This is a genomic window from Nonomuraea sp. NPDC048916 (assembly GCF_040649575.1).
In the GTDB taxonomy this organism is placed as follows: Bacteria; Actinomycetota; Actinomycetes; order Streptosporangiales; family Streptosporangiaceae; genus Nonomuraea.
Genome location: NZ_JBEZFS010000049.1, coordinates 1 through 18,824 on the forward strand (window position 1 = coordinate 1; position 18,824 = coordinate 18,824).

The following is an 18,824-nucleotide window of genomic DNA, read 5'->3' on the forward strand; positions in this document are numbered from 1 at the left end:
CGGGCCGCCAGACGGCGGCCCGCCCTCGCCCGGAACCCCGCCTCCGTCTGGAAGGACTCCATGACCGCGGCGGTGAGGGCACCGAGTCCGGCCCGTGGGATGGGTGGCAGCCTGGGGCTCGAGGCAGGCCGTAGTTCGGGTAGTGAATGACCCACATTTCACGAAACACGGGGCCGACCCGAGGCAGTCGCTCGCGGTCGAACGGGGCCGGGCACGCGATGATGGTCGGCGAGTTCGGCTGACACGAGACGGGAGCCATGGATGCGGATCGGTGTCGTCTTTCCCCAGACCGAGATCGGGGCGGACGCGGGCGCGGTGCGCGCCTACGGACAGGGAGTCGAGGCGCTCGGCTTCCGGCACGTGATGGCCTTCGACCACGTCGTCGGGGCGGATCCCGAGGTTCACCGGGGCTGGCGCGGCCCCTACGACGTGCGCACCACGTTCCACGAGCCGATGGTCCTGTTCGGCTACCTCGCCGCCCTGACCTCGCTGGAACTCGTCACCTCCATCATCATCCTGCCCCAGCGCCAGACGGCCCTGGTGGCCAAGCAGGCGGCCGAGGTCGACCTGCTCAGCGACGGCCGGTTGCGGCTGGGCGTGGGGCTCGGGTGGAACCAGGTCGAGTACGAAGCCCTCGGCCAGGACTTCACCACCCGGGGCAGGCGCATCGAGGAGCAGGTCGCGTTGATGCGCAGGCTCTGGACCGAGCCGTCGATCACCTTCGAGGGCGCCTTTGACAAGGTGACGGGAGCCGGGCTGGCCCCGCTGCCGGTGCAGCGGCCGATCCCCGTCTGGTTCGGCGCCTACTCACCTCGGGCGTACCGCCGCGCCGGACGGCTGGCCGACGGCTGGTTCCCGCAGATGTCTCCGGGCCCGGAGCTGGACGAGGCCAAGGCGATCGTCGACGAGGCCGCCGCCGAGTCTGGCCGCGATCCCGCCTCGCTCGGCATGGAGGGCCGGGTCGGCTGGACGGGCAGCGCGGAGGAGCTGGCCGAGCTGGCCCGCCGGTGGCGGGAGGCCGGCGCCACCCACATGGCCGTCAACACCATGGGCGCCGGGCTCGGCTCGGTCGACGAGCACCTGGCCGCGCTGGAGACCGCCGCCGAGACGCTCGGGCTGCGCAGGGACTAGGACCGCGCCCGCGGGCCGGCGACCTGGACGAGGCCGCCGGCCCGGGGTGCCCGGTCAGGGTGTGGTGACGGCCGGGGCGGTCACCGAGGCCGACCAGTACAACGCCCTCGCCACCTGTGGGAACAACCCCTTGGGGTGGTTGCGGAACATCGGCTCGGTGCCGAACAGCACCACGGCCGCGCCGCGCTCGTCGCGCCCGCTGACCACGGCCGCCTGGTTCCTGGCCGCGTCCTGGCCGCCGGTCCCGTTGGCGTTGGGCCGCCAGTGGCCGGAGACCAGCGGCCCGTCGGCCGCGTACGACTGCTCGACCGTGACCTCGGGGCCGAGGCCGGTGAACCAGCGCGGCGAGTAGACGAACGAGTGCTCCGGCGAGCCGTTGCCCACCGAACCGGCCGAGGAGCTGACCCGCACCACGCCGTTGGCGTCGCCGCGCCCGGCGACCGCGGTCGCGGTGAGCAGGCCGGCGGCGGCGTTGAAGGTCGCGCCGGTGCCGCCCCGGGTGACCACGCCGCCGGTGGCGAGGAACCCGTCGAGCGCCGTGCGGGCCGCCGGGTTGAGCGCCGCGTAGCTCAGCCCGCTGGAGACGAAGAGCACGTCGGTCGCGCTCCAGTCGAAGCCGGCGTTGAGGACGGCGGTGGAGACCGGGGTGACCTCGAAGCCCATCTCGCGCAGCGTGAACAGCTCATCCGCGGAGGCGGCCGCGGCGATCCGCACCTGGGACAGCGGGACGCCCGAGGCCGATCCGGCCGCGGTGAACGCCACGCCGTACCTGTCGGCCGCCGTCCCGGCGGCCTCCCGCGCGGCGGCCGGGACGATCGCGGTGCCGTCGCTCGCCCAGGTCACCGCGACGCCCTGTGCCAGCAGCTCGTTCAGCGCCTGGACCTCCTTGGCGTCGCTCACCTTCAGCGCCAGCGGTCCGGGAGTCCTCGGGATCGAGCCGGTCGGGGCGGCCGCGTTGACCGGCTCGGCGGGCACGCGCAGGGAGCCGGTGGTGACGGCGTCCACGGTGGCGCCCCAGAGCAGGGCGTGGCTCCAGCCGGAGATGTCGTACATCGCGTCCACCCTGGGCGAGATGTCGGCGCCGGGCTCCAGCATCACGTTGGCCAGCCCGCGCTTGGGCTGGTGCATGTCCACGACGTACGAGCCGGCCGGGTAGGTCGTCCCGTTCAGCTGGAACGACCGCCTCGCCCGTTCCACCCTGACGTCGTTGGCGACCAGATGGTCCACCAGGCGCGCGGCGGCCGTGGCCGAGCGCTGCGCGGTGCCCGCCGGGATCACGTACGCCCGCGGGTAGGTGGTGGTGTAGACGTCCTCGGGGCCGAAGCCGGGCACGATGTCGAGCGGCACGCTCCTGGCCGGCTCACCCGCCGCGCCCCGCCGGAAGACCTCGATCTGGTCGGCGATGAGCTGGTCGTGCCGGTCCTGGACGAAGCCGTACGTCGCCCGGACGGCGGCCGCGGCGATCGCGGTGTTGATCGAGGACCGGCGGCGCAGCTCCTCGACGGGCAGGTTGTTGTAGTCGGCGTTGTTGACCCGCAGCGGGATCTCGACGGTGTGCGAGGCGACCGCGCCCTGGAACGGCGCGTACTGCGGGGTGAAGATCGGCGGCCAGTCGTCCCAGCCCTCCGGGGAGTCCCGGAACGGGATCTGCGGCGGGAACACGCCGTCGGCCGCGGGCGTGTGACCCAGCGCCTTGACGGCGGCCTCCATGCCGAGCCCGTTGGCGTAGGTGTTCTTGATGAACAGGTCGTACTCGTAGTTCGCGCCGTGCGGCGGCGTGGTGGGCTCGATGAGCGTGCCGTTGACGTACCCGTGCAGGTCGACCATGGCGACGGGCTGGGTGTCGATCATCAGCTGGCGCATCGCCCGCGCCTCGGGCTGCGAGGCGGTGATGAAGTCACGGTTCAGGTCGAAGCCGGCGCCGTTGGCGCGCACTCCGTTGAACCGGCCGTCGGGGTTGGCGGTGACGTTGAAGTACAGCCGCGTGCGGCCGAGCAGTTTGGCGACCTGGGAGTCGGTGCTGGTCGCGAGCTCCTCGATGACCCGCAGGGCGGCGTCGGTGCCCTCCCACTCGTTGCCGTGGATGTTGCCGTTGATGAAGACCGGCGCCTTGTACTTCTTGGGCAGTGACCGGTCGCGGGCGGAGGCGGCCGGGTCGTTCTCGATGCGCTCGCGGATCCGGTCCTGTTCGCGCGCCTCGGCGCGGCTCTCCGGGGCGGTGACGGTCACGAGGTAGAGGTCGCGGCCCTGGTGCGAGCGGCCGATGACCTCCACGCTCACCCGGTCGCTCAGCTTCTGCAGGTCGTTCAGCTTGGGCGCGATGCCGTGGTACGGCACCAGCCCGAGCTTGATGGAGGCGTCGGCGGGATTCTCCGCGGGAACCGGCAGCTGGGTCTGCCTCGGATAGCCGCGGTCACGGTCGGGCACGTAGTGGAACGGTTCCACGGCCTGGGCGCGGAGCATCTGGGCCGGCTCGGAGACGCCGGCCGCCTCCTCGTTCCGCTCGGGGCCGTTGCCGAAGTCCCGTACGGCAGGTGTGGGTGGCTCGACGGGATCGGCGGCGGCCACCCCTGTGGGGACGAGGAGTACGGCCGAGGCGGCGACGCTCAGCAGGGCGATGGGTAAACGCAAGGAGACCTCCGCGAGAGAATTGTCTCGTTCGTAACGATCTGGGATGACATGGCACAAGGTGCGTGATCAGAGCGACGCGCAATCCATGCCAATCCGTCACTGAACACCGTCGCCCCAGGGGCCGCGTGGCACCCCGGCCGCACCGGAAGGAACGCCGCCCTTCCTCGTCCCGCACACCGCGATCAGCCACCCGCCCACTCCCCCGGCCCGGGCCGCTCCCCGCCCGCCCGAAGCCCTCATTCCACGCCCTCGACGGCTCGCGCCCGGGTGGCGCGAGCCGTGACGGAACCGGGGGTCAGTGCGAGAACGCCTGGAACTCGGCGGCCCGGATCTGGTCGCGGAGCGGGCTGGCGGTGGCGCAGTCCGTCGCGGAGTTGGGGTCCGCGTCCTGTTCACCGGCGTAGCGCGGGTTGCCGGTGCACTGGCTGGTGACCGTGCGGAGGGTCAGGTGGGTGGCGGTGGTGGTGGGGACGCGGAACGACTTGATGAGCAGGTCGGCGCCCCGGGGCCGGGGCAGCGTGGCGTCGAACGCGTCCGCCGGACTGGTGTAGATCTTGGTGTAGTTGGCCGGGTCGGCGCAGCCCTGCTCGCAGGCGAGCACCTCGAAGGAGCGCAGCGCGGAGAAGCGGTTCTGCGCGCCGGGGTCGGCCGGGTCGCCGACGTTGGGCCTGAGCATGGCGCTCACCTGGACCCTGCGGACGGTGACGGGGGCGTCGCCGGCCAGGTCCACGGTGACCGACCTGCCCGCGGGCGTGCCGGTGAGCGAGGCCCAGTTGGTGGCCTCGGTCTCGTCGATCAGCTTGACGTGGTTGACGCCGTCGCCCGCGGCCGTGGCGCCGGCCGTGGAGGACGCGTGGTTGCGGAACAACGGCAGCGGAAGGGGCAGTTTCACGCCGCCCACCACCGCGAACTTCAGCCGCGTGTGCCCGAACCCGTTGCCCGCGACCACGAAGTCGTAGACACCGGGCGTCATCTCCACGGTGTCGCCCAGCTCGGTGGCGGGGTCGGTGTCGGCGACCGGGACCACGCGTCCCTCGTAGTCGCCCACGTAGAGCCGCAGCGCCGCGCCCTTGGCCTCGCCCAGCGGCTTGAGCTGCAGAGAGCCGTTCTTGCCGGCGGGGTTGACGAAGCTCGGCGTCGGGTCGGGGTCGTTCGCGCCGTTGCTGGCCGCTCCCTGGCCGAGGCCGTGCTCGGCGAACGCGCGCCACATGATGTCGTGGTTCCTGCCGCCGAACCGGATCGTGTCGGCCGCGAGCAGCGCGTCGCGGTGGTCGACGTAGCTGACCGCGCCCGAGGCCATCAGCAGCAGGGCGTCGAAGGAGAGCTGGGCCCAGCGCCGGTTGCCCGGGCAGTCGGCGACCGGCTTCTGGCCGTCCGCGCAGGCCCGCTGCTGCTTCGCGGTGCCCGCGCCGTACCTCTTGACGAAGGCCGCCCGCACGTCGAACTGGGTGGCCGACCAGATCTCGCCGTCGGCGTGGACCTGCTGGCCGACGAGGTCGTAGGCGATGTCGCTGTAGTTGAGCGGGGACTTGGACATGTCGTAGTTGCGGATGCCCCGCGCCGGGTCTCCGGTGACGTAGCCGCCCGTGACGTACGGGGTGAGGCCGGCGGGGCGGAAACCGTACTCGAACAGGTACTCCATCGCGACCAGGTCGGAGTTGCTCTCGTTCATCGCGCCGGCCTGGGCGCCGCTCCATCCGGCGTTCGGGCCGCCGATCATGCGGCCGGAGATCGCGTGGGTGTATTCGTGGCCGATGACGGACATGTCGTAGTCGCCGTCCGTGCACGGCGCGTAGAACGAACCGGCGATCGGCTGCCACAGGTACATGTTGGAGATCGGCGCGACCCCGTCGGGGCCGGTGATCTGGTTGGCGTTGTCGCGGACCGACAGGACGCGGGCGCCCGCCTGGGCGTTGCCCTGCTCGGGGTCGTTGCCGAGGCCGCCGCGGTCGCCGTTGTCGGCCTGCATGTTCCACGCGGTCTCGGTGAAGCCGAGCCGGTAGGACCAGTCGTGCATGCGGTTGTGCATGGCGTGCAGGTTGGCGATCGAGGCCTCGAGGTCGTTCTCGCCCGGCTGGTCGAACACCGCGGGATCGCACTTCGCCTCGTGCCAGGTGTTCCGCCAGGGGTAGACGTAGTCGCGGCTCGGCGTCACCACGTTGCTCCGGGTGCCGACCGTGAACGGGTCGCCGTTCGCCCGGTTCTCGAAGGTACGGGCCGCGTTGCCGAGGCTGGTGTTGGCCGGCGTGACCGTGGCGTGGTCGATGTCCCACGCCCTGCCGGTCGCCGGGTCGCCGCCCACCACGTAGGCGCAGCCGGGAGCGGTCACGAAGCACCAGGTCTGGCGGGTGTCGGTGGAGGAGTAGTCGGCCGGCGGGTTCGCCGGGAAGGCGGCCCACCGCGGGTTGTCCGGGTCGAGGTGGTCAACCAGGTTCTCGCGCACGAGGATCGCGCCGCTGACCGCGTCCACGTGGGTCGTGTACGCGGCGGCCTCGCCCTGGTCGCCGCCGATCAGGACCACCTGGTACGCGCTGTGCACGCCGTCGGGCGCGGGCACGGCCACCGGGGTGACCTGCTTGGTGACCGCCGTGGCCAGGTCGATGCCGCCGTCCCTGGCCGCGATCTCCAGTGCCCGCTGCCCGGTGATCGCGGCGGCCGGGGGCGCCGCCGTGTCACGCGAGAGCGAGGAGGTGACGTGCCGGACCTTTCCGTCGGCGACGCCGACCGAGACGAGCCCGTCCACGCCGGCCGGCAGGTCGCCGAAGCGCTGGCGCAGCAGTACGGCGTGACCCCCGCCGATGGGGTTGACCGCGACCTTCTCCAGGGCGTCGACCGACGCGCCGGACAGCCCGAAGAGGCGCTCGTTGTCCTTGAGGTAGGCCCGCGCGGCCTGCTCCGGGTCGGCGGCCAGGCCCTCGGCGAGAGGTTCGGCGGCGGTGACGACGGCCGGGGTGCCGAGCATGTTCCAGCGGATCTCGGCCGCCGGTCCGGCGGTCCGCGCGTTGGCTCCGACCGGCGGCGGGACGCTGCCCCGCCGGTTGTCGAGGTCGGGCTTGCCGTGCTCCTCGGCCTGGAAGTCGTGGACGATGGACGTCGTCCCGCCGGGTTCGCCCCGGGCTGCCCCGGCGATGGGGAGAGCCAAGGCCGTGACGGCGATGACGACGGTGCTGCGTAACCAGGGTTTGGTGGACACTGTTACCCTCCTGCACGCCTAGAGCGCGCGAATTACACGCGTCCCCGCAAGAGGTAACACTGCTTTTATTGCTTGACAAGATCTTGTAAAGGGCAACATATCGGCGTATAGGGGATATCCGAGAACCACTCACATGAAGTTACGCGTGTGCAAGTGGGGCCGGGAAATGATCAACGTTTCGCCCGGCGGTGCCTCAAGCAGGCGGCAATCCGGGTGCAAGCCGACATCATTAGTGTTCCTGACATGTCACGACGATGGTTGCCCGGTGCGACCGCGACGGCCGCGGCCGCCGCGCTTCTGATCACGTCCTCCCCCGCCGTCGCGAACGCGGCGGCCCCGGCGGGCACGTCCACCCCGGCGAAGCCGGCCTCACCAGCGAGGACGGCGTCGCCGGCGAAGGTGTCGAACACGTTGTTCCGGGCGTGGCTGCGCGACGACCGCGCGGCGGCCGCCCGGGTCGCCACACCCGGCGCGGTCAGGTCGATCTTCTCCTACGTCTACCGCGCCCCCGACCAGTTCGCGGGCTGCGCCGGCGACGCCTGCCGGTTCACGCACACCAGCGTGCGGGTGCCGGGCGGGCTCAACGGTCTCCTCATGATCGTCTCCGGCTCGAAGGTGACCAGGGTCTACCAGTCGCGCCACCTGACCAAGCCGCCGGCCGTCGCCAAGCACCTGTTCAGGGCGTGGCAGAAGGGCGACCGCAACCTCGGTCTCGAAGTGGCCGCCAAGCCGGCGGTCGACAGGCTCTTCCGCGTGAAGTTCGACCCCAGGGGCGTGACCTACTTCTTCCAGGGCTGCACGAAGGAGGGCAAGGGCTACAGCTGCGCGTACTCGTACGAGGGCGGCGCCATGTTCATGCGTCTCAAGGGCTCGGCCGCCCGCGGCTACGACGTCCGGTCGATCGGCTACATCGCCGACTGACGGGGAACACCGGGAACGCTCACCGGGGTTCGCCGGGGTCTCCCTCGTGTGCCCCGGGCGAGGCCGTCCTGGACGTGGAGGTCCAACTTTTCGCCTGCTTTCCAGCACAACAAGGCACAAAAATGGGGAACTAGTCAGCGGCACCGTTTTCATCGGAATTCTGTTGACCGGCTCTGCCCACTCCAGGAGTGCCCATGTCCGAACAACGCACCGCGTACCAACTTGTCGAGGCGGTGGTCACCCGGCTCGACCCGGACGAGCTGCCCTACCTGCCGCAGCTGTGGGGCGTCTACGTCAGGCATCCCGACGACTTGGAACGCGCCGGCGAGCGGCTGCTCGGTTCCGGGGTGCTGGCCGACGTCGCGGCCTGGGCGCCGGTCGTCGTGTCGTTCGTCGGCGGAGCGGTGCTCGAGGCCGCCAAGCAGGAGATCTCCGATCGGTCCCGCGGCGGCGTGCGGGCGGCCATCACCTGGACCCGGCGGCGCAGGGCGAGGAGAGCGGCGCTGGAGGCACCCCTGCCCGCCTTCGACGACGCGCAGCGCCACAGGATCGGTGAGTCCGTACTCTCACGCGCCCGCGCGCTCGGCATGCCGGAGGAGCGCGCGCAGCTCCTGGCCGACGCGGTCGTCGGCGAGTTGCAGCGGAGCGCGGACGCGCCACGCCCGGGAGCCTGATCCATGTCCGCGCCGGACCCGCCCGGCGTGCCGGTCGATCCGGATCCGTTCGCGCTGGCGCCGCCGAGTGCGGCGCGGTTGCGGCTGCTGTTCTTGACCGTGGCGGCGGGCGCGTTGTTCGCGGGCTACTGGTTCCTGGTGCTCGCGCAGGACGGCTGGCGCGCACGCAACCTGGCGTGCGGACGGCTCTCCCAGGTGGGAGATTTCCTCGACTGCTCGACCCGGATCCTCGTGCTCCAGACGCTGGCGCCGCTGGCGGGCCCGGCACTGGTCGCGGTGCTGGTCCTGCTGGCGTACGTCGCCGCGCCGGTCGTGATCACCCGCCGGCACCGCGCCACCCCACTCACCGGCTGGCCGGAGGCGGTGCGCGCGACCGTCGAGGACGCGCGCCTGCCGCGCACGCCCGTGCTCATGCTGAGCGAGCGCGGCTTGCGGCCGTGGATGTTCACATACGGCCGCAACCGCGTCATGCTCGCCGGGTGCGTCCCCTTCTATGCTGAAAGGGAACGTTCCACCGTCGTCGCCACCCTCGCACACGAACTCGGCCACCTGCGCAACAAGGATGTGGGGCGTAGCTACCTGGCCCTGTTCGCGGTCGCCGCCTTCGCACTGGTCGTGGCCGGCCCACCGGCGGTCGCGGCCTTCCTGACCACCGAGTCCGATCCGGCGGTGGCGCTCACCTGGCGCGGCGTGCTCGTCACGCTGCTGGTCGCGGGCACCTTCTCCGCCGTGGTCAGGGCCCGGGAGCACGACGCCGACCTGCGTGCCCGGCAGATCAGGCCGGCGGACGTGCTCGCCTGGCTGTCCGGCGGGCGGCGGGAGCGGCGGCACGTGGTGCGCCTGCATCCGCCGATCGGCCGCCGTCTGGACGTCGTGCGCGAGCCCGGCCTGCACATGAGGTCCTCGGTCGCCGAGGCGTTCACCGCAGGGGTCTCGGCGGGCATCGTCGTCACCGAGCTGGGCGTGATCCTGCAGGTGGCGCTGCCGGTGCCGGCCGTCGTCGCCTACTGGTGCGCCGGGCTGGCCGCCGCCGTTCCGATCTGCGGGATCGTCGGCCTGGGTGTGTTCCGGGCCGCCCTGTCACGTCCGGCCGTGAGCGGGCCCGCGTTCGGGTGCGGGCTCGCGCTGGGAGTGGGGCTGGTCGCGGGCGCCGTGCTGTCGCCGCGGGCGAGCGCGCGGTGGGGCGACTGGCTCCCCGGCACGCCCGAGGTGGCCTCCGGGATCACCCCCGACCAGATCCCGGCCGGCACCGCGATGTGGCTGGCGGCGGTGCTTCCCCTGCTGACCGCGGCGGTCACCGGCTGGCTCTCGCTGGCCGCCCGCGCGTGGCTGCCCAGGACGGGCCCGCGCGCCTGGCCGTACGCGGGGGCACTGGCCGCCGTGCTGCTCGCCGTCGTACTGGGCACCTGGTTCGTCGCCGTACGGCTCGCGGCGGCCGAACGGTGGACGCCCCGGGGCTTGGCCCTGCTGGTGATCACGCCGCAGGCCGCGCTGCTCTTCGGGGCGCTGGCGCTGGTGGCCGCGCTGTCCCTGTGGCCGCTCGCCCGTACGGCACCGGCCGCCGCTACCGCCGCCGTGCTGGCCGTATTGCTCCTTGCGGCGCCCCTGACCTGGCTGGCCGTGCCCCCGGCCGGGACCGCGGCCGGGACCTCGACTGGGTCCTCGACCTCGACCGCCCCGACGCGGGCGGCCGGATCCGCGGGCACGGTCCCGACGACGGCCACCCCGGCACCGGCCGCGCTCCCCGACTCCACCCAGGCCGGAGCGATCTGCCTGGGCCTGTACACGACCGGCGTGGCCGCCTTCGGCGATCCCGCCGACCACTCGGCCCGGTCACGGCTCGGCGAGTTGCTGCGCGCCTCGGACGACTCACTGCTGCGCCAGGCGGGCGACCTGTTCGCGCGCAGCGCCCGCGCCCGGTCCGGGGATCTGGGGGCGGTGGCGTGGACCGCCTTCGTCAGGCGCTGCGACAACCTCAACCGCTACCACGATCACCCGGCAGCCGATCCCGCTCCCCCGTTCCCGACAGAAAGCTGGTGACCTCGATGTCCCCCTTACGGATCATCGGCCACCTGGCCGTCGTCCTCGCGGTCGCTCTCGGTCTGCTCGCCGGCCCCGCCCACGGCCAGGCGCGGCCCAAGCTCCGGAAAGGGCTGCTGACCGTGGCCGATCTCCCGTCCGGGTACCGCTCGTGGAAGCCGGTCTACGAGGCCTACCAGAGCAGCACGGCCCCGGCGTGCTCCACCGTCCTGGATGAGCTGGAGTACAGCACCTTCAAGTACCGCGGCGTGGAGTACGCCTCTGCCGGCTTCAGCAAGGGGCAGTTCGGCCCGTGGGTGCTGGAGACCCTGCGGCGCTACCCCACGGCCGGCATCGCCGACCGCGACCTCACCCGGATACTCGGCACGCTCCGCGGCTGCTCGGCCTTCAGCCTGGCCTACACCGGCGCGAAACCGACCGTCATCGACGTCAAGGTCACCCCGATGACCATGCCGAAGTACGGCACCCGCAGCAAGGCCATGTGGATCACCGCCAACGTGAACGGGGCCTGGGCGTGGGGCAACGTGCTGGTGCTGGCCAGGTCGCGCGGCACGCTGATGGTGCTCAGCCAGCTCTCCTTCAAGCCACCCACGGCCGGGGCCGCCCACGCGATCGCCGCGCGGGCGGCCGCCAGGCTACGTGCCGTGGCCCGCTGAACGGGTCCGGCGGGCGGCCTCCTTCACCGTGGCCCACGCCGCCGCGAGCTCGAGACCGGCCGGGGATGGGCGATGAAGCGGCCGAAGCCGCCCTGGTGGTAGAGCAGGGGGCGGCCCGGGCCGTACACGCTCGCCTCGGCGACCAGGCCCACCACGAGGATGTGATCGCCCACGTCGACCGTCTGGTGCGGGAGGCAGACGAGGTGGGCCGACACGTCCTGCAGCAGCGGCGCTCCGAGAGGGCCGGGTCGCCACCTGGTCGGCTCGGCGAAGCGGTCGACGTCCTTGCGCGCGAACCTGGCCGCCAGCTCGGCCTGGTCGCTGGCCAGGACGTTGACCGCGAAGTGGTCGGCCGCGCGCAGCCGCGGCCAGGTCGTGGAGGACCGGTCGACGTAGAAGGAGACCAGCGGCGGGTCCAGGCTGACGGACGAGAAGGACGTCGCGGTGAGCCCGACGGGGATGCCGTCGGACTGCGCGGTGATGATGACGACGCCGGCCGCGTGCACCGCCAGGGCACGCCGGTAGCCGTCGGCGCCGATCACGCGGTCGGGGAGCGTCTCCGTCATGAGGTCACCCCTCCCTCACGAACGCCGACGCGCCGGGCGACGCCGGACGTGACGGCGAGAGTGACGGCGGGGGGCACTCGGGGGGCGACGCCGAGAGCGGCACGGCGGCCGACGCCGGACGTGACACGACGGCCGACGCCGGACGTGACACGACGGCCGACGCCGGACGTGACACGACGGGCTACTCTGCCGGCGGCGGGTCTGATCTTGATCACGAAGGGTTCCTCCGGGGAAGGCGCGCGCCACCACCCGGGCGCGCAGAGGGGAAAGAGCTCGTATCGGGGCGTGGCCGGGCGGCCATGCCAGGATGGAGGGGTTGAGGCGGCGCGAGCGCGCCCGCGAGCGGTCGGTGATCAGCGACACTGCGCGCTGGCGACGTGGCCGAAGTCCACGTGCGGGCGCCGGATCAGGTAGAGGCCCTGGCTCATACGGCCGAAGCTACAAGCCGATCCGGACAAAGTCAACATTTCCTACTTGCTATACATGAAATCACAAATTCCCGGCGGTTCGCAGAGCGCTGGCCGCCTGGTCGGCGAGCGTCACCGCGACCAGGCGCGCCTGCAGCGACGGCACGAAGCCGGGGGTGGGATCGAGCATGAACCGGCCGTAGAAGTAGCCGCCCCCGACCGCCCGCAGCTCGACCTCCTCCCCCGGCAGGCCGAGCCGGTCGACGTTCCAGTGCCTCCGGCCCTTGATCACGCTTCCGTCCTGTTCCAGACGCGGCGGATGCCCGATCAGTGTCCCGTACTCGAACCGGCAACCACGCAGGCCCAGCAGAACGGTCAGCCGGTCCGCGACATGCTGCACCACCTCGTCCGCGGACTTCGCCACCTGGGCCAGCTCGGCGGTCTCATGGATCTGGGCCAGGTAACCGGCGTCGGTGACCGCGATCACCCGCAGCCGTCGCGCGCGGGCCGCCAGTTGTGACACCACCAGGCCCACGATCAACAGCAGCACGGTCGTCTGGATGTCCGAGGACGTCTCGATCGCGAACCGCTGGAAGGGCGGCGTGAAGAAGAAGTCGAACCAGAGCGCGGCCGAGATCGCCGCCAGCACACCGGCGATGCGGTATCCGTTGGCCGCCACCGCGACCACGATCACGACCAGGACCAGGGCCACGCTCGTGTTCGGAAGACTCGCGCGGAACGGCACGAGCGCCGCGGAGACGACCAGCGGAGCCACCAGCGCGACCACGATCGCGAGCCGATCCCGGTTCACGTAGCGCGACATGGGACACCTCCCGTTTCTCACACCCTGTTCCGACACGGCCCTTCCGGCACGGCCGTTCCCGCACGGCCGTTCCCGCACGGCCGTTCCCACACGGCCGTTCCGAGGTGCCTGCTTCGAGGCAGCCCGCTCCGACGCGATGTTTCCTACCCCGCGACCTGGCCGTCTGACCAGGTGGTCGTCACCGAGAGGAGCGCCGGCGTCACCCGGCTGATCGTCCGGCGGCGGTCACCGGTAGCGGCGGCGGGCCGACACGCGATCGTCCGAGTGCGGCCTCACCGGGCGGACGGCGGGACGCGCATAAGGTCGATCTTCGTGGCCCGCCTGGTGGAGATGGTCAAGCGCGCCGTGCTCGGACGGGCGCTGCGCAGCGAGCGGCTGGGCGAGACGCTGCTGCCCAAGCGGATGGCACTGCCGATCTTCGCCTCCGATCCGCTGTCGTCCGTGGCCTATGCCACGCAGGAGATCCTGCTGGTGCTCAGCCTCGCCGGTCTGGCCTACCTGCACCTGGCGACCTGGGTGGCGGCGGCCGTGGTGATGCTGATGGCGGTCGTGGTGCTGTCCTATCGGCAGGTGGTGTACGCCTACCCCAGCGGAGGAGGGTCGTACGAGGTGGTCTCGGCCAACCTCGGCGCCTCGGCGGGCCTGGTCGTGGCCGCGTCACTGCTGGTGGACTACGTGATGACGGTGACGGTCTCCGTCGCCGCCGGGGTGGACAACATCATCTCCGCCTTCCCCGGGCTGCACGACCTGCGGGTCGTGCTGGCCGTGGCGTTCGTCGTGATCCTCACGGCGACGAACCTGCGCGGGGTACGTGAGTCCGGGCGGGCCTTCGCCGTCCCCACCTACCTGTTCATCGGCCTCATCCTGACCATGTGCGTCGCCGGCCTGGCGCGATGGCTGGCCGGAGCCCCGCCGGTGGCCGAGTCCGCGGCCCACGGCATCGTCCCGCAGGCCGGATACGAGCACTTGAGCGTCCTGGCCCTGCTCGCGGTCCTGCTACGGGCCTTCTCCAGTGGCTGCACCGCCCTGACCGGGGTGGAGGCCATCTCCAACGGAGTGCCCGCCTTCCGTCGGCCCAAGGCCCGCAATGCCGCCACGACCCTGGCCGTCATGGGGCTGATCGCGGTGACGATGTTCGTCGGCATCACGGCCCTAGCGCTCATCGCGGGGGTCCACATCACCAGCGACACCTGCCGGCTCACCGGCATGGGCCCCGGCTGCGCGGCCATTCCCCAGCGCACGGTGATCGCCCAGTTGGCCTCCGCCGTCTTCGGCGGAGATCACAGCGCCGGATTCTTTCTCGTCCAGGCCGCGACCGCACTGGTGCTGGTGCTGGCCGCCAACACCGCGTTCAACGGCTTTCCGTTGCTGGCCTCGGTGCTGGCCCGGCACAACTACCTGCCGCGCCAGTTGTACACCCGTGGCGACCGGCTGGCCTACTCCAACGGCATCCTCGCGCTGGCCGCGGTCTCCTGTGTGCTGCTGTGGGCCTTCCACGCCTCGGTGACCGCCCTGATCCACCTGTACATCCTGGGCGTGTTCACCTCCTTCACCCTGTCGCAGATCGGAATGGTGCGGCACTGGACCGAGGCCCTCCGAACCCAGACGGACACCGCCGCCGGACGCCGGCACCAGACCGCCCGCGCGATCAACGCGGTGGGCGCGGTCATCACCGGCGTGGTGCTGCTGATCGTGCTGGCGACCAAGTTCACCGAGGGCGCCTACCTGGCCGTCGCCGCCGCCGCGCTGCTGTGGCTGATCATGCGTGGCATCCGCCACCGCTACGACGCCATCAGGGCCGAACTGACCGTCACCGACCCCGCCGACCAGGCCGCCGCCCCTCCCCGGGTCATCGGCGTCGTCCTCGTGCAGGACGTCGAGGCGGCCACGTTGCGGGCGCTGGGCTTCGCGCGCGCGACCCACGCCCACAGCCTGGAGGCGATCACCGTGGCGGTCAGCCGCGCCGAGAGCCAGGCGCTGGCCGTCCAATGGGACGCCTATGGCATCAACGTGCCGCTGAAGATCCTCGACTCCCCCTATCGGGAGGTCACCACCCCGGTCGTGAAGTACATCCGGTCCATCCCCCGGCGCAGCCCGCGTGACGTGGTCAGCGTCTTCATCCCCGAGTACGCCGTGGGCTACTGGTGGGAGAAGATCCTGACCAATCAGACCACCCTGTGGCTGAAGAGCCGGTTGATGTTCGTTCCCGGAGTGGTGCTCGTGACCGTCCCCTGGCAGTTGAGCTCCTCTCGCCGACGGGCGGGGCTCCCGGCCGGCTCGGCTCCGGGGGCGGTACGGCGAGGCGAACCCAGAAGGCCCACTCCGCCCGCTCCTCCGCAGCAGGTGCAAGGTCCCTGCTGATTGAAAGCCCAGAAGACGGCGTCGTCAGCCGGACCGCCGACGAGGTAAGGCACCGTGGCTGGCCGGCTCGCTGCTGCCGCGTTCGTGACCGTCGTTTCGTCCCCAAATGGACACACCAACGCTGAGGCAAATGTAGTCCAAGGAGGCCGTCATCGCGGACATCCTCCACTACCGACCCGGCATCGCCGAGCTGGCCGGGCCGGACGCGGGGGCGCGCATCCTGCGTCTCCTCGGCCTGGACCTTCACCAGAACTGATTCTCACGTGAACATGGTGCCCACACGGACGAGCCGGCACGGCCCCCCTGACGTTCACTCGACGGGCGTCAGATCGGGCGGGAAGCCGCCGGTGGCGACGGGGCCCCAGCGGTCGATGTGGATCCGGATCAGCGACTTGCCCTGACGGCGCATGGCGTCGCGGTATTCGTCCCAGTCGGGATGCTCGCCGGCGATGCACCGGTAGTAGTCGACGAGCGCGTCGAGCGCCTCGGGCATGTCCAGCACCTCGGCGCGTCCGTCGACCTGGACGTAGGGGCCGTCCCAGTCGTCGGACAGCACGCAGATCGAGGCCCGCTCGTCGCGACGGGCGTTGCGCGTCTTGGCCCGCGCGGGGTAGGTGGACACGACGATCCGGCCGCCGTCGTCGACCCCGCAGGAGACCGGCGAGAGCTGGGGCCGCCCGTCCTTGCGGGTGGTCACCAGCAGGCCGTGGTGCCTGGGACGGAGGAACTCGAGGAGCTGGGGCAGGTCCACGCGGCGAGCGGTGGCGATCCTGGGAGACATGCCATCAGCCTTCCACACCCCCGGGTCTCAGGCGGGAGCGCTGACGAGCGACAGCGGCACGTTCGCGAGGGGCTTCACGTTGAAGCCCTCGGTCCCCCGGTAGACGCTCCCGGCGACCCAGCGGGCGGTGTTGGAGACCACCACGCGGCCCTGGGAGTTGGTCAGGAAGGCGGGGCCCGGGATCTCCCGCAGGGCGGGGAGCACGGCGGCCTCGAAGCGGCGGACGAAGACGTCGGCGGCGGCCACGCCGATGAACAGGCCGTCGAGGGTCACGGGCACCGACAGCGTGAGGCTGTATTCGTCGGTGCAGAGGTAGTCGACGTACGGGCCGCAGATGGTCCGCTCGGCGCCCGCGTGGGGGCCCGCGTACCAGTCCCAGTGGGTGTAGTCGTAGAAGGCGCTGCTCGACGGGTCGAGGTCGGGCAGGAGTTGCGACGGCCGTCCGGACGGGCTCTCCTGCCACCACTCGAGATACCAGGGGGCGTCGGCCAGCAGCCCCGGGGCGGCGATGAAGCCGATGCCGGAGATGAGGACGACGCCCAGCCGGCGGAACAGCAAGGGCCGTAAGCCCTCGAGGTCGGCGGTGGCGAGCCGCCGCCCGCTGTCACGCACGGCGCGGGCCCGGGCGGCGGTCAGCTCGCGAACCTCGTTCAGGACGCCGAACATCTCTTCGGCGACCCGGCACACGCGGGTGGCGGCCTGCTCTGTCGTGCCGGACCGCTCGACATCCGATTTGGCGATCATCGTTCTACTCCTGGACCCGCAGCCGAAGCTCGATGAGAAGGTCTATGGCGTCGAGCACGTGCCGCTCGGCCAGAGCTCTGGCCCGCTCTCCGTCGTTCTGCTGGACGGCCTCGGCGATGGCCCGGTGCTGGGCGGCCACTCCATCGTGACCCCCGACCTCATCGTGCGAAAGCCAGAGCAACGGTCCGATGTCGGCCTGTAACCGGATCTCTTCCCGGGTGAGCCGGGCGGACTGGGAGGCGGCCGCGAGCTCGATGTGGAAGCGTCCGTCGATCCGGCGGCGCTCGGCGCTGGACTCCGCGTCCGCCATCTCCGCGAGCGACCGCCACAGGGGCGCGAGGTCGGAAGGGAGCGAGCGCTGCGCGGCCAGCCGGGCGGCGGCGCCGGCGATGGCGGCGTAGTGGTCTCCCAGGTCACGCAGTTCCTCGACGGCGAACGTGCGGAGGTGGATGCCGAGATCGAGCTCGGCGGGCACCCGGACGAAGCTGCCGCCGCCCCGGCCGCGGCGGGTCTCGACCATGCCCTGCTGGCGCAGCGCCATGAGCGCCTCCCGCAGGGTGACGGTGGAGACGCCGAGCCGGCCGGCGAGCTCGGCCTCGCTGGGCAGTTGCTCCCCGTCGGAGAGCAGGCCGAGGGCGATGGCGTCGGCGAGGCGGCGGACCACGGCGTCCACCCGGCCGGTGCTGTCCAGAGGGGAGAAGACGGCCAGACGTGTCGTGTTCATCGGCACTGCCACCCGGTCTCCCGGCCGCCGGACCCCATACGACTCCCCTTCGCCCTGGCCGGCCACCTCGCGCCACGCCGTTTACCTCAGTGATACCGGATCATGTCTTGTCCCGAAACATTTAACATCATATGTTTCAGGACATGTTAGACCAAGCCGTGGGCCTGCGCGGACTGCGTAAAAGTTTCGGAACCGTGGAGGCCGTCGCAGGGGTGGACCTCGACATCGCCGACGGCGAGTTCTTCGCCATGCTCGGACCGTCGGGCTCCGGCAAGACGACGGTGCTCCGGATGATCGCCGGGTTCGAGTCGCCCACCGCCGGCACCGTCGAGCTCGGCGGGCGCGACGTCACCCGGCTGGCGCCCTTCGAACGCGACGTGAACACGGTCTTCCAGGACTACGCGCTCTTCCCGCACATGAACGTGCTGCAGAACGTCGAGTACGGCCTGCGGGTGAAGAAGGTCCCCAGGGCGGCACGGCGCGACCGGGCCCTGGCCGCCCTGGAGACCGTCCGGCTCGGCGGCTACGAACGCCGCCGCCCGGCGCAGCTGTCCGGCGGCCAGCGCCAGCGGGTCGCGCTCGCCCGTGCCCTGGTCAACCGGCCCCGCGTGCTCCTGCTCGACGAGCCGCTCGGCGCGCTCGACCTCAAGCTCCGCGAGGAGATGCAGGTCGAGCTGAAGGCGATCCAGCGGGAGGTCGGCATCACCTTCCTGTTCGTCACCCACGACCAGGAGGAGGCGCTCACCATGAGCGACCGGGTCGCGGTGTTCAAGGAGGGCGTCGTCGAGCAGGTGGGAACCCCCGCCGAGGTCTACGAACGCCCGGCCACCGCGTTCGTCGCCGGATTCGTCGGCACCTCCAACCTCATCGCCGGCCAGGCGGCGCGGAGCGTGCTGGGCAGGGACGGGACGTTCAGCGTCCGGCCCGAGAAGCTGCGCGTCGTCCTCGACGACGCCCCCGCGGGCCCCGGCGAGCACAGCGCCGGCGGGACGGTCAGCGAGGTCGTCTACGCGGGCCCGGCCACCCGGTTCGTCGTCGACCTGGACGCCGGCGGCCGGCTCATCGCCCTGCAGCAGAACCAGCAGGTGTCGTCCATGGACGTGATGGGCCTGCGCGGGGCCCGCGTCCGGCTCGTCTGGCACCGGCAGCACGAGTTCGCCATCACCTAGCGC

The 18,824-nt window shown here is 71.7% G+C and carries 14 protein-coding genes; 7 read left to right on the plus strand and 7 right to left on the minus strand.

Annotation, left to right across the window (positions count from 1 at the left end; translation table 11 throughout):
• The first annotated feature begins 261 nt into the window (after positions 1-261).
• Positions 262-1,131, plus strand: a complete 870-nt coding sequence (locus tag AB0C16_RS35305; RefSeq protein WP_357689638.1) for an LLM class F420-dependent oxidoreductase — start codon at positions 262-264, stop codon at positions 1,129-1,131.
• A gap of 54 nt (positions 1,132-1,185) precedes the next feature.
• Here AB0C16_RS35305 and AB0C16_RS35310 read toward each other — a convergent pair whose 3' ends face one another.
• Both AB0C16_RS35310 and AB0C16_RS35315 read right to left on the minus strand, forming a co-directional pair.
• Positions 1,186-3,762 carry a M14 family zinc carboxypeptidase gene (locus AB0C16_RS35310; RefSeq protein WP_357689640.1) on the minus strand — a complete coding sequence of 859 codons (2,577 nt, stop codon included), beginning with the start codon at positions 3,760-3,762 and terminating at the stop codon, positions 1,186-1,188.
• A gap of 295 nt (positions 3,763-4,057) precedes the next feature.
• On the minus strand, positions 4,058-6,955 hold the full coding sequence (locus AB0C16_RS35315) for a M36 family metallopeptidase (RefSeq protein WP_357689642.1): 2,898 nt from the start codon (positions 6,953-6,955) through the stop codon (positions 4,058-4,060).
• Between the two features lie 243 nt (positions 6,956-7,198).
• On the opposite strand from AB0C16_RS35315, the gene AB0C16_RS35320 reads away from it, so the two are divergent.
• The 4 genes from AB0C16_RS35320 to AB0C16_RS35335 all read left to right on the plus strand — a co-directional run bounded on the left by AB0C16_RS35320 (position 7,199) and on the right by AB0C16_RS35335 (position 11,246).
• Entirely contained in the window at positions 7,199-7,876 is a 678-nt protein-coding gene (locus tag AB0C16_RS35320; protein WP_357689644.1) for a hypothetical protein, read from the plus strand.
• Positions 7,877-8,070: 194 nt separating this feature from the next.
• Positions 8,071-8,550 (plus strand): hypothetical protein, encoded by a 480-nt coding sequence (locus AB0C16_RS35325; protein WP_357689646.1) that lies wholly within the window; start codon positions 8,071-8,073, stop codon positions 8,548-8,550.
• 3 nt (positions 8,551-8,553) lie between these two features.
• Positions 8,554-10,590 (plus strand): M48 family metalloprotease, encoded by a 2,037-nt coding sequence (locus AB0C16_RS35330; RefSeq protein WP_357689648.1) that lies wholly within the window; start codon positions 8,554-8,556, stop codon positions 10,588-10,590.
• A 5-nt stretch (positions 10,591-10,595) separates the two neighbouring features.
• Positions 10,596-11,246, plus strand: coding sequence for a hypothetical protein (locus AB0C16_RS35335; protein ID WP_357689650.1), 651 nt, complete (start codon positions 10,596-10,598; stop codon positions 11,244-11,246).
• Positions 11,247-11,269: 23 nt separating this feature from the next.
• Here the strand turns inward: AB0C16_RS35335 and AB0C16_RS35340 are convergent, their stop codons facing one another.
• Positions 11,270-11,812: a flavin reductase family protein gene (locus AB0C16_RS35340; RefSeq protein WP_357689652.1), complete on the minus strand. Its 543-nt coding sequence runs from the start codon at positions 11,810-11,812 to the stop codon at positions 11,270-11,272.
• 489 nt (positions 11,813-12,301) lie between these two features.
• Entirely contained in the window at positions 12,302-13,042 is a 741-nt protein-coding gene (locus AB0C16_RS35345) for a DUF4118 domain-containing protein (RefSeq protein WP_357689653.1), read from the minus strand.
• A 312-nt stretch (positions 13,043-13,354) separates the two neighbouring features.
• On the opposite strand from AB0C16_RS35345, the gene AB0C16_RS35350 reads away from it, so the two are divergent.
• Positions 13,355-15,403, plus strand: a complete 2,049-nt coding sequence (locus AB0C16_RS35350) for an APC family permease (RefSeq protein ID WP_357689654.1) — start codon at positions 13,355-13,357, stop codon at positions 15,401-15,403.
• 310 nt (positions 15,404-15,713) lie between these two features.
• Here the strand turns inward: AB0C16_RS35350 and AB0C16_RS35355 are convergent, their stop codons facing one another.
• From AB0C16_RS35355 to AB0C16_RS35365, 3 genes are read right to left on the minus strand one after another with little or no spacing between them, the layout of a single operon-like run.
• A complete protein-coding gene (locus tag AB0C16_RS35355; protein WP_357689656.1) occupies positions 15,714-16,184 on the minus strand; it encodes a PPOX class F420-dependent oxidoreductase in 471 nt (156 codons plus the stop codon).
• Positions 16,185-16,211: 27 nt separating this feature from the next.
• Positions 16,212-16,928, minus strand: coding sequence for a cache domain-containing protein (locus tag AB0C16_RS35360; protein WP_357689657.1), 717 nt, complete (start codon positions 16,926-16,928; stop codon positions 16,212-16,214).
• A gap of 4 nt (positions 16,929-16,932) precedes the next feature.
• Complete coding sequence (locus AB0C16_RS35365) at positions 16,933-17,652, minus strand: FCD domain-containing protein (RefSeq protein ID WP_357689659.1); 720 nt, start codon at positions 17,650-17,652, stop codon at positions 16,933-16,935.
• 143 nt (positions 17,653-17,795) lie between these two features.
• On the opposite strand from AB0C16_RS35365, the gene AB0C16_RS35370 reads away from it, so the two are divergent.
• The gene (locus AB0C16_RS35370) at positions 17,796-18,821 is read left to right on the plus strand and encodes an ABC transporter ATP-binding protein (protein ID WP_357689661.1); all 1,026 of its coding nucleotides are present in this window, start codon (positions 17,796-17,798) and stop codon (positions 18,819-18,821) included.
• Positions 18,822-18,824 lie beyond the last annotated feature (3 nt).

Bases quoted from the DNA above. Each gene is read 5' to 3' on its own strand.
- AB0C16_RS35305 (WP_357689638.1), top strand. From the start codon at position 262: ATGCGGATCGGTGTCGTCTTTCCCCAGACCGAGATCGGGGCGGACGCG.
- AB0C16_RS35320 (WP_357689644.1), top strand. From the start codon at position 7,199: ATGTCACGACGATGGTTGCCCGGTGCGACCGCGACGGCCGCGGCCGCC.
- AB0C16_RS35325 (WP_357689646.1), top strand. From the start codon at position 8,071: ATGTCCGAACAACGCACCGCGTACCAACTTGTCGAGGCGGTGGTCACC.
- AB0C16_RS35330 (WP_357689648.1), top strand. From the start codon at position 8,554: ATGTCCGCGCCGGACCCGCCCGGCGTGCCGGTCGATCCGGATCCGTTC.
- AB0C16_RS35335 (WP_357689650.1), top strand. From the start codon at position 10,596: ATGTCCCCCTTACGGATCATCGGCCACCTGGCCGTCGTCCTCGCGGTC.
- AB0C16_RS35340 (WP_357689652.1), bottom strand. From the start codon at position 11,812: ATGACGGAGACGCTCCCCGACCGCGTGATCGGCGCCGACGGCTACCGG.
- AB0C16_RS35345 (WP_357689653.1), bottom strand. From the start codon at position 13,042: ATGTCGCGCTACGTGAACCGGGATCGGCTCGCGATCGTGGTCGCGCTG.
- AB0C16_RS35355 (WP_357689656.1), bottom strand. From the start codon at position 16,184: ATGTCTCCCAGGATCGCCACCGCTCGCCGCGTGGACCTGCCCCAGCTC.
- AB0C16_RS35360 (WP_357689657.1), bottom strand. From the start codon at position 16,928: ATGATCGCCAAATCGGATGTCGAGCGGTCCGGCACGACAGAGCAGGCC.
- AB0C16_RS35365 (WP_357689659.1), bottom strand. From the start codon at position 17,652: ATGAACACGACACGTCTGGCCGTCTTCTCCCCTCTGGACAGCACCGGC.
- AB0C16_RS35370 (WP_357689661.1), top strand. From the start codon at position 17,796: ATGTTAGACCAAGCCGTGGGCCTGCGCGGACTGCGTAAAAGTTTCGGA.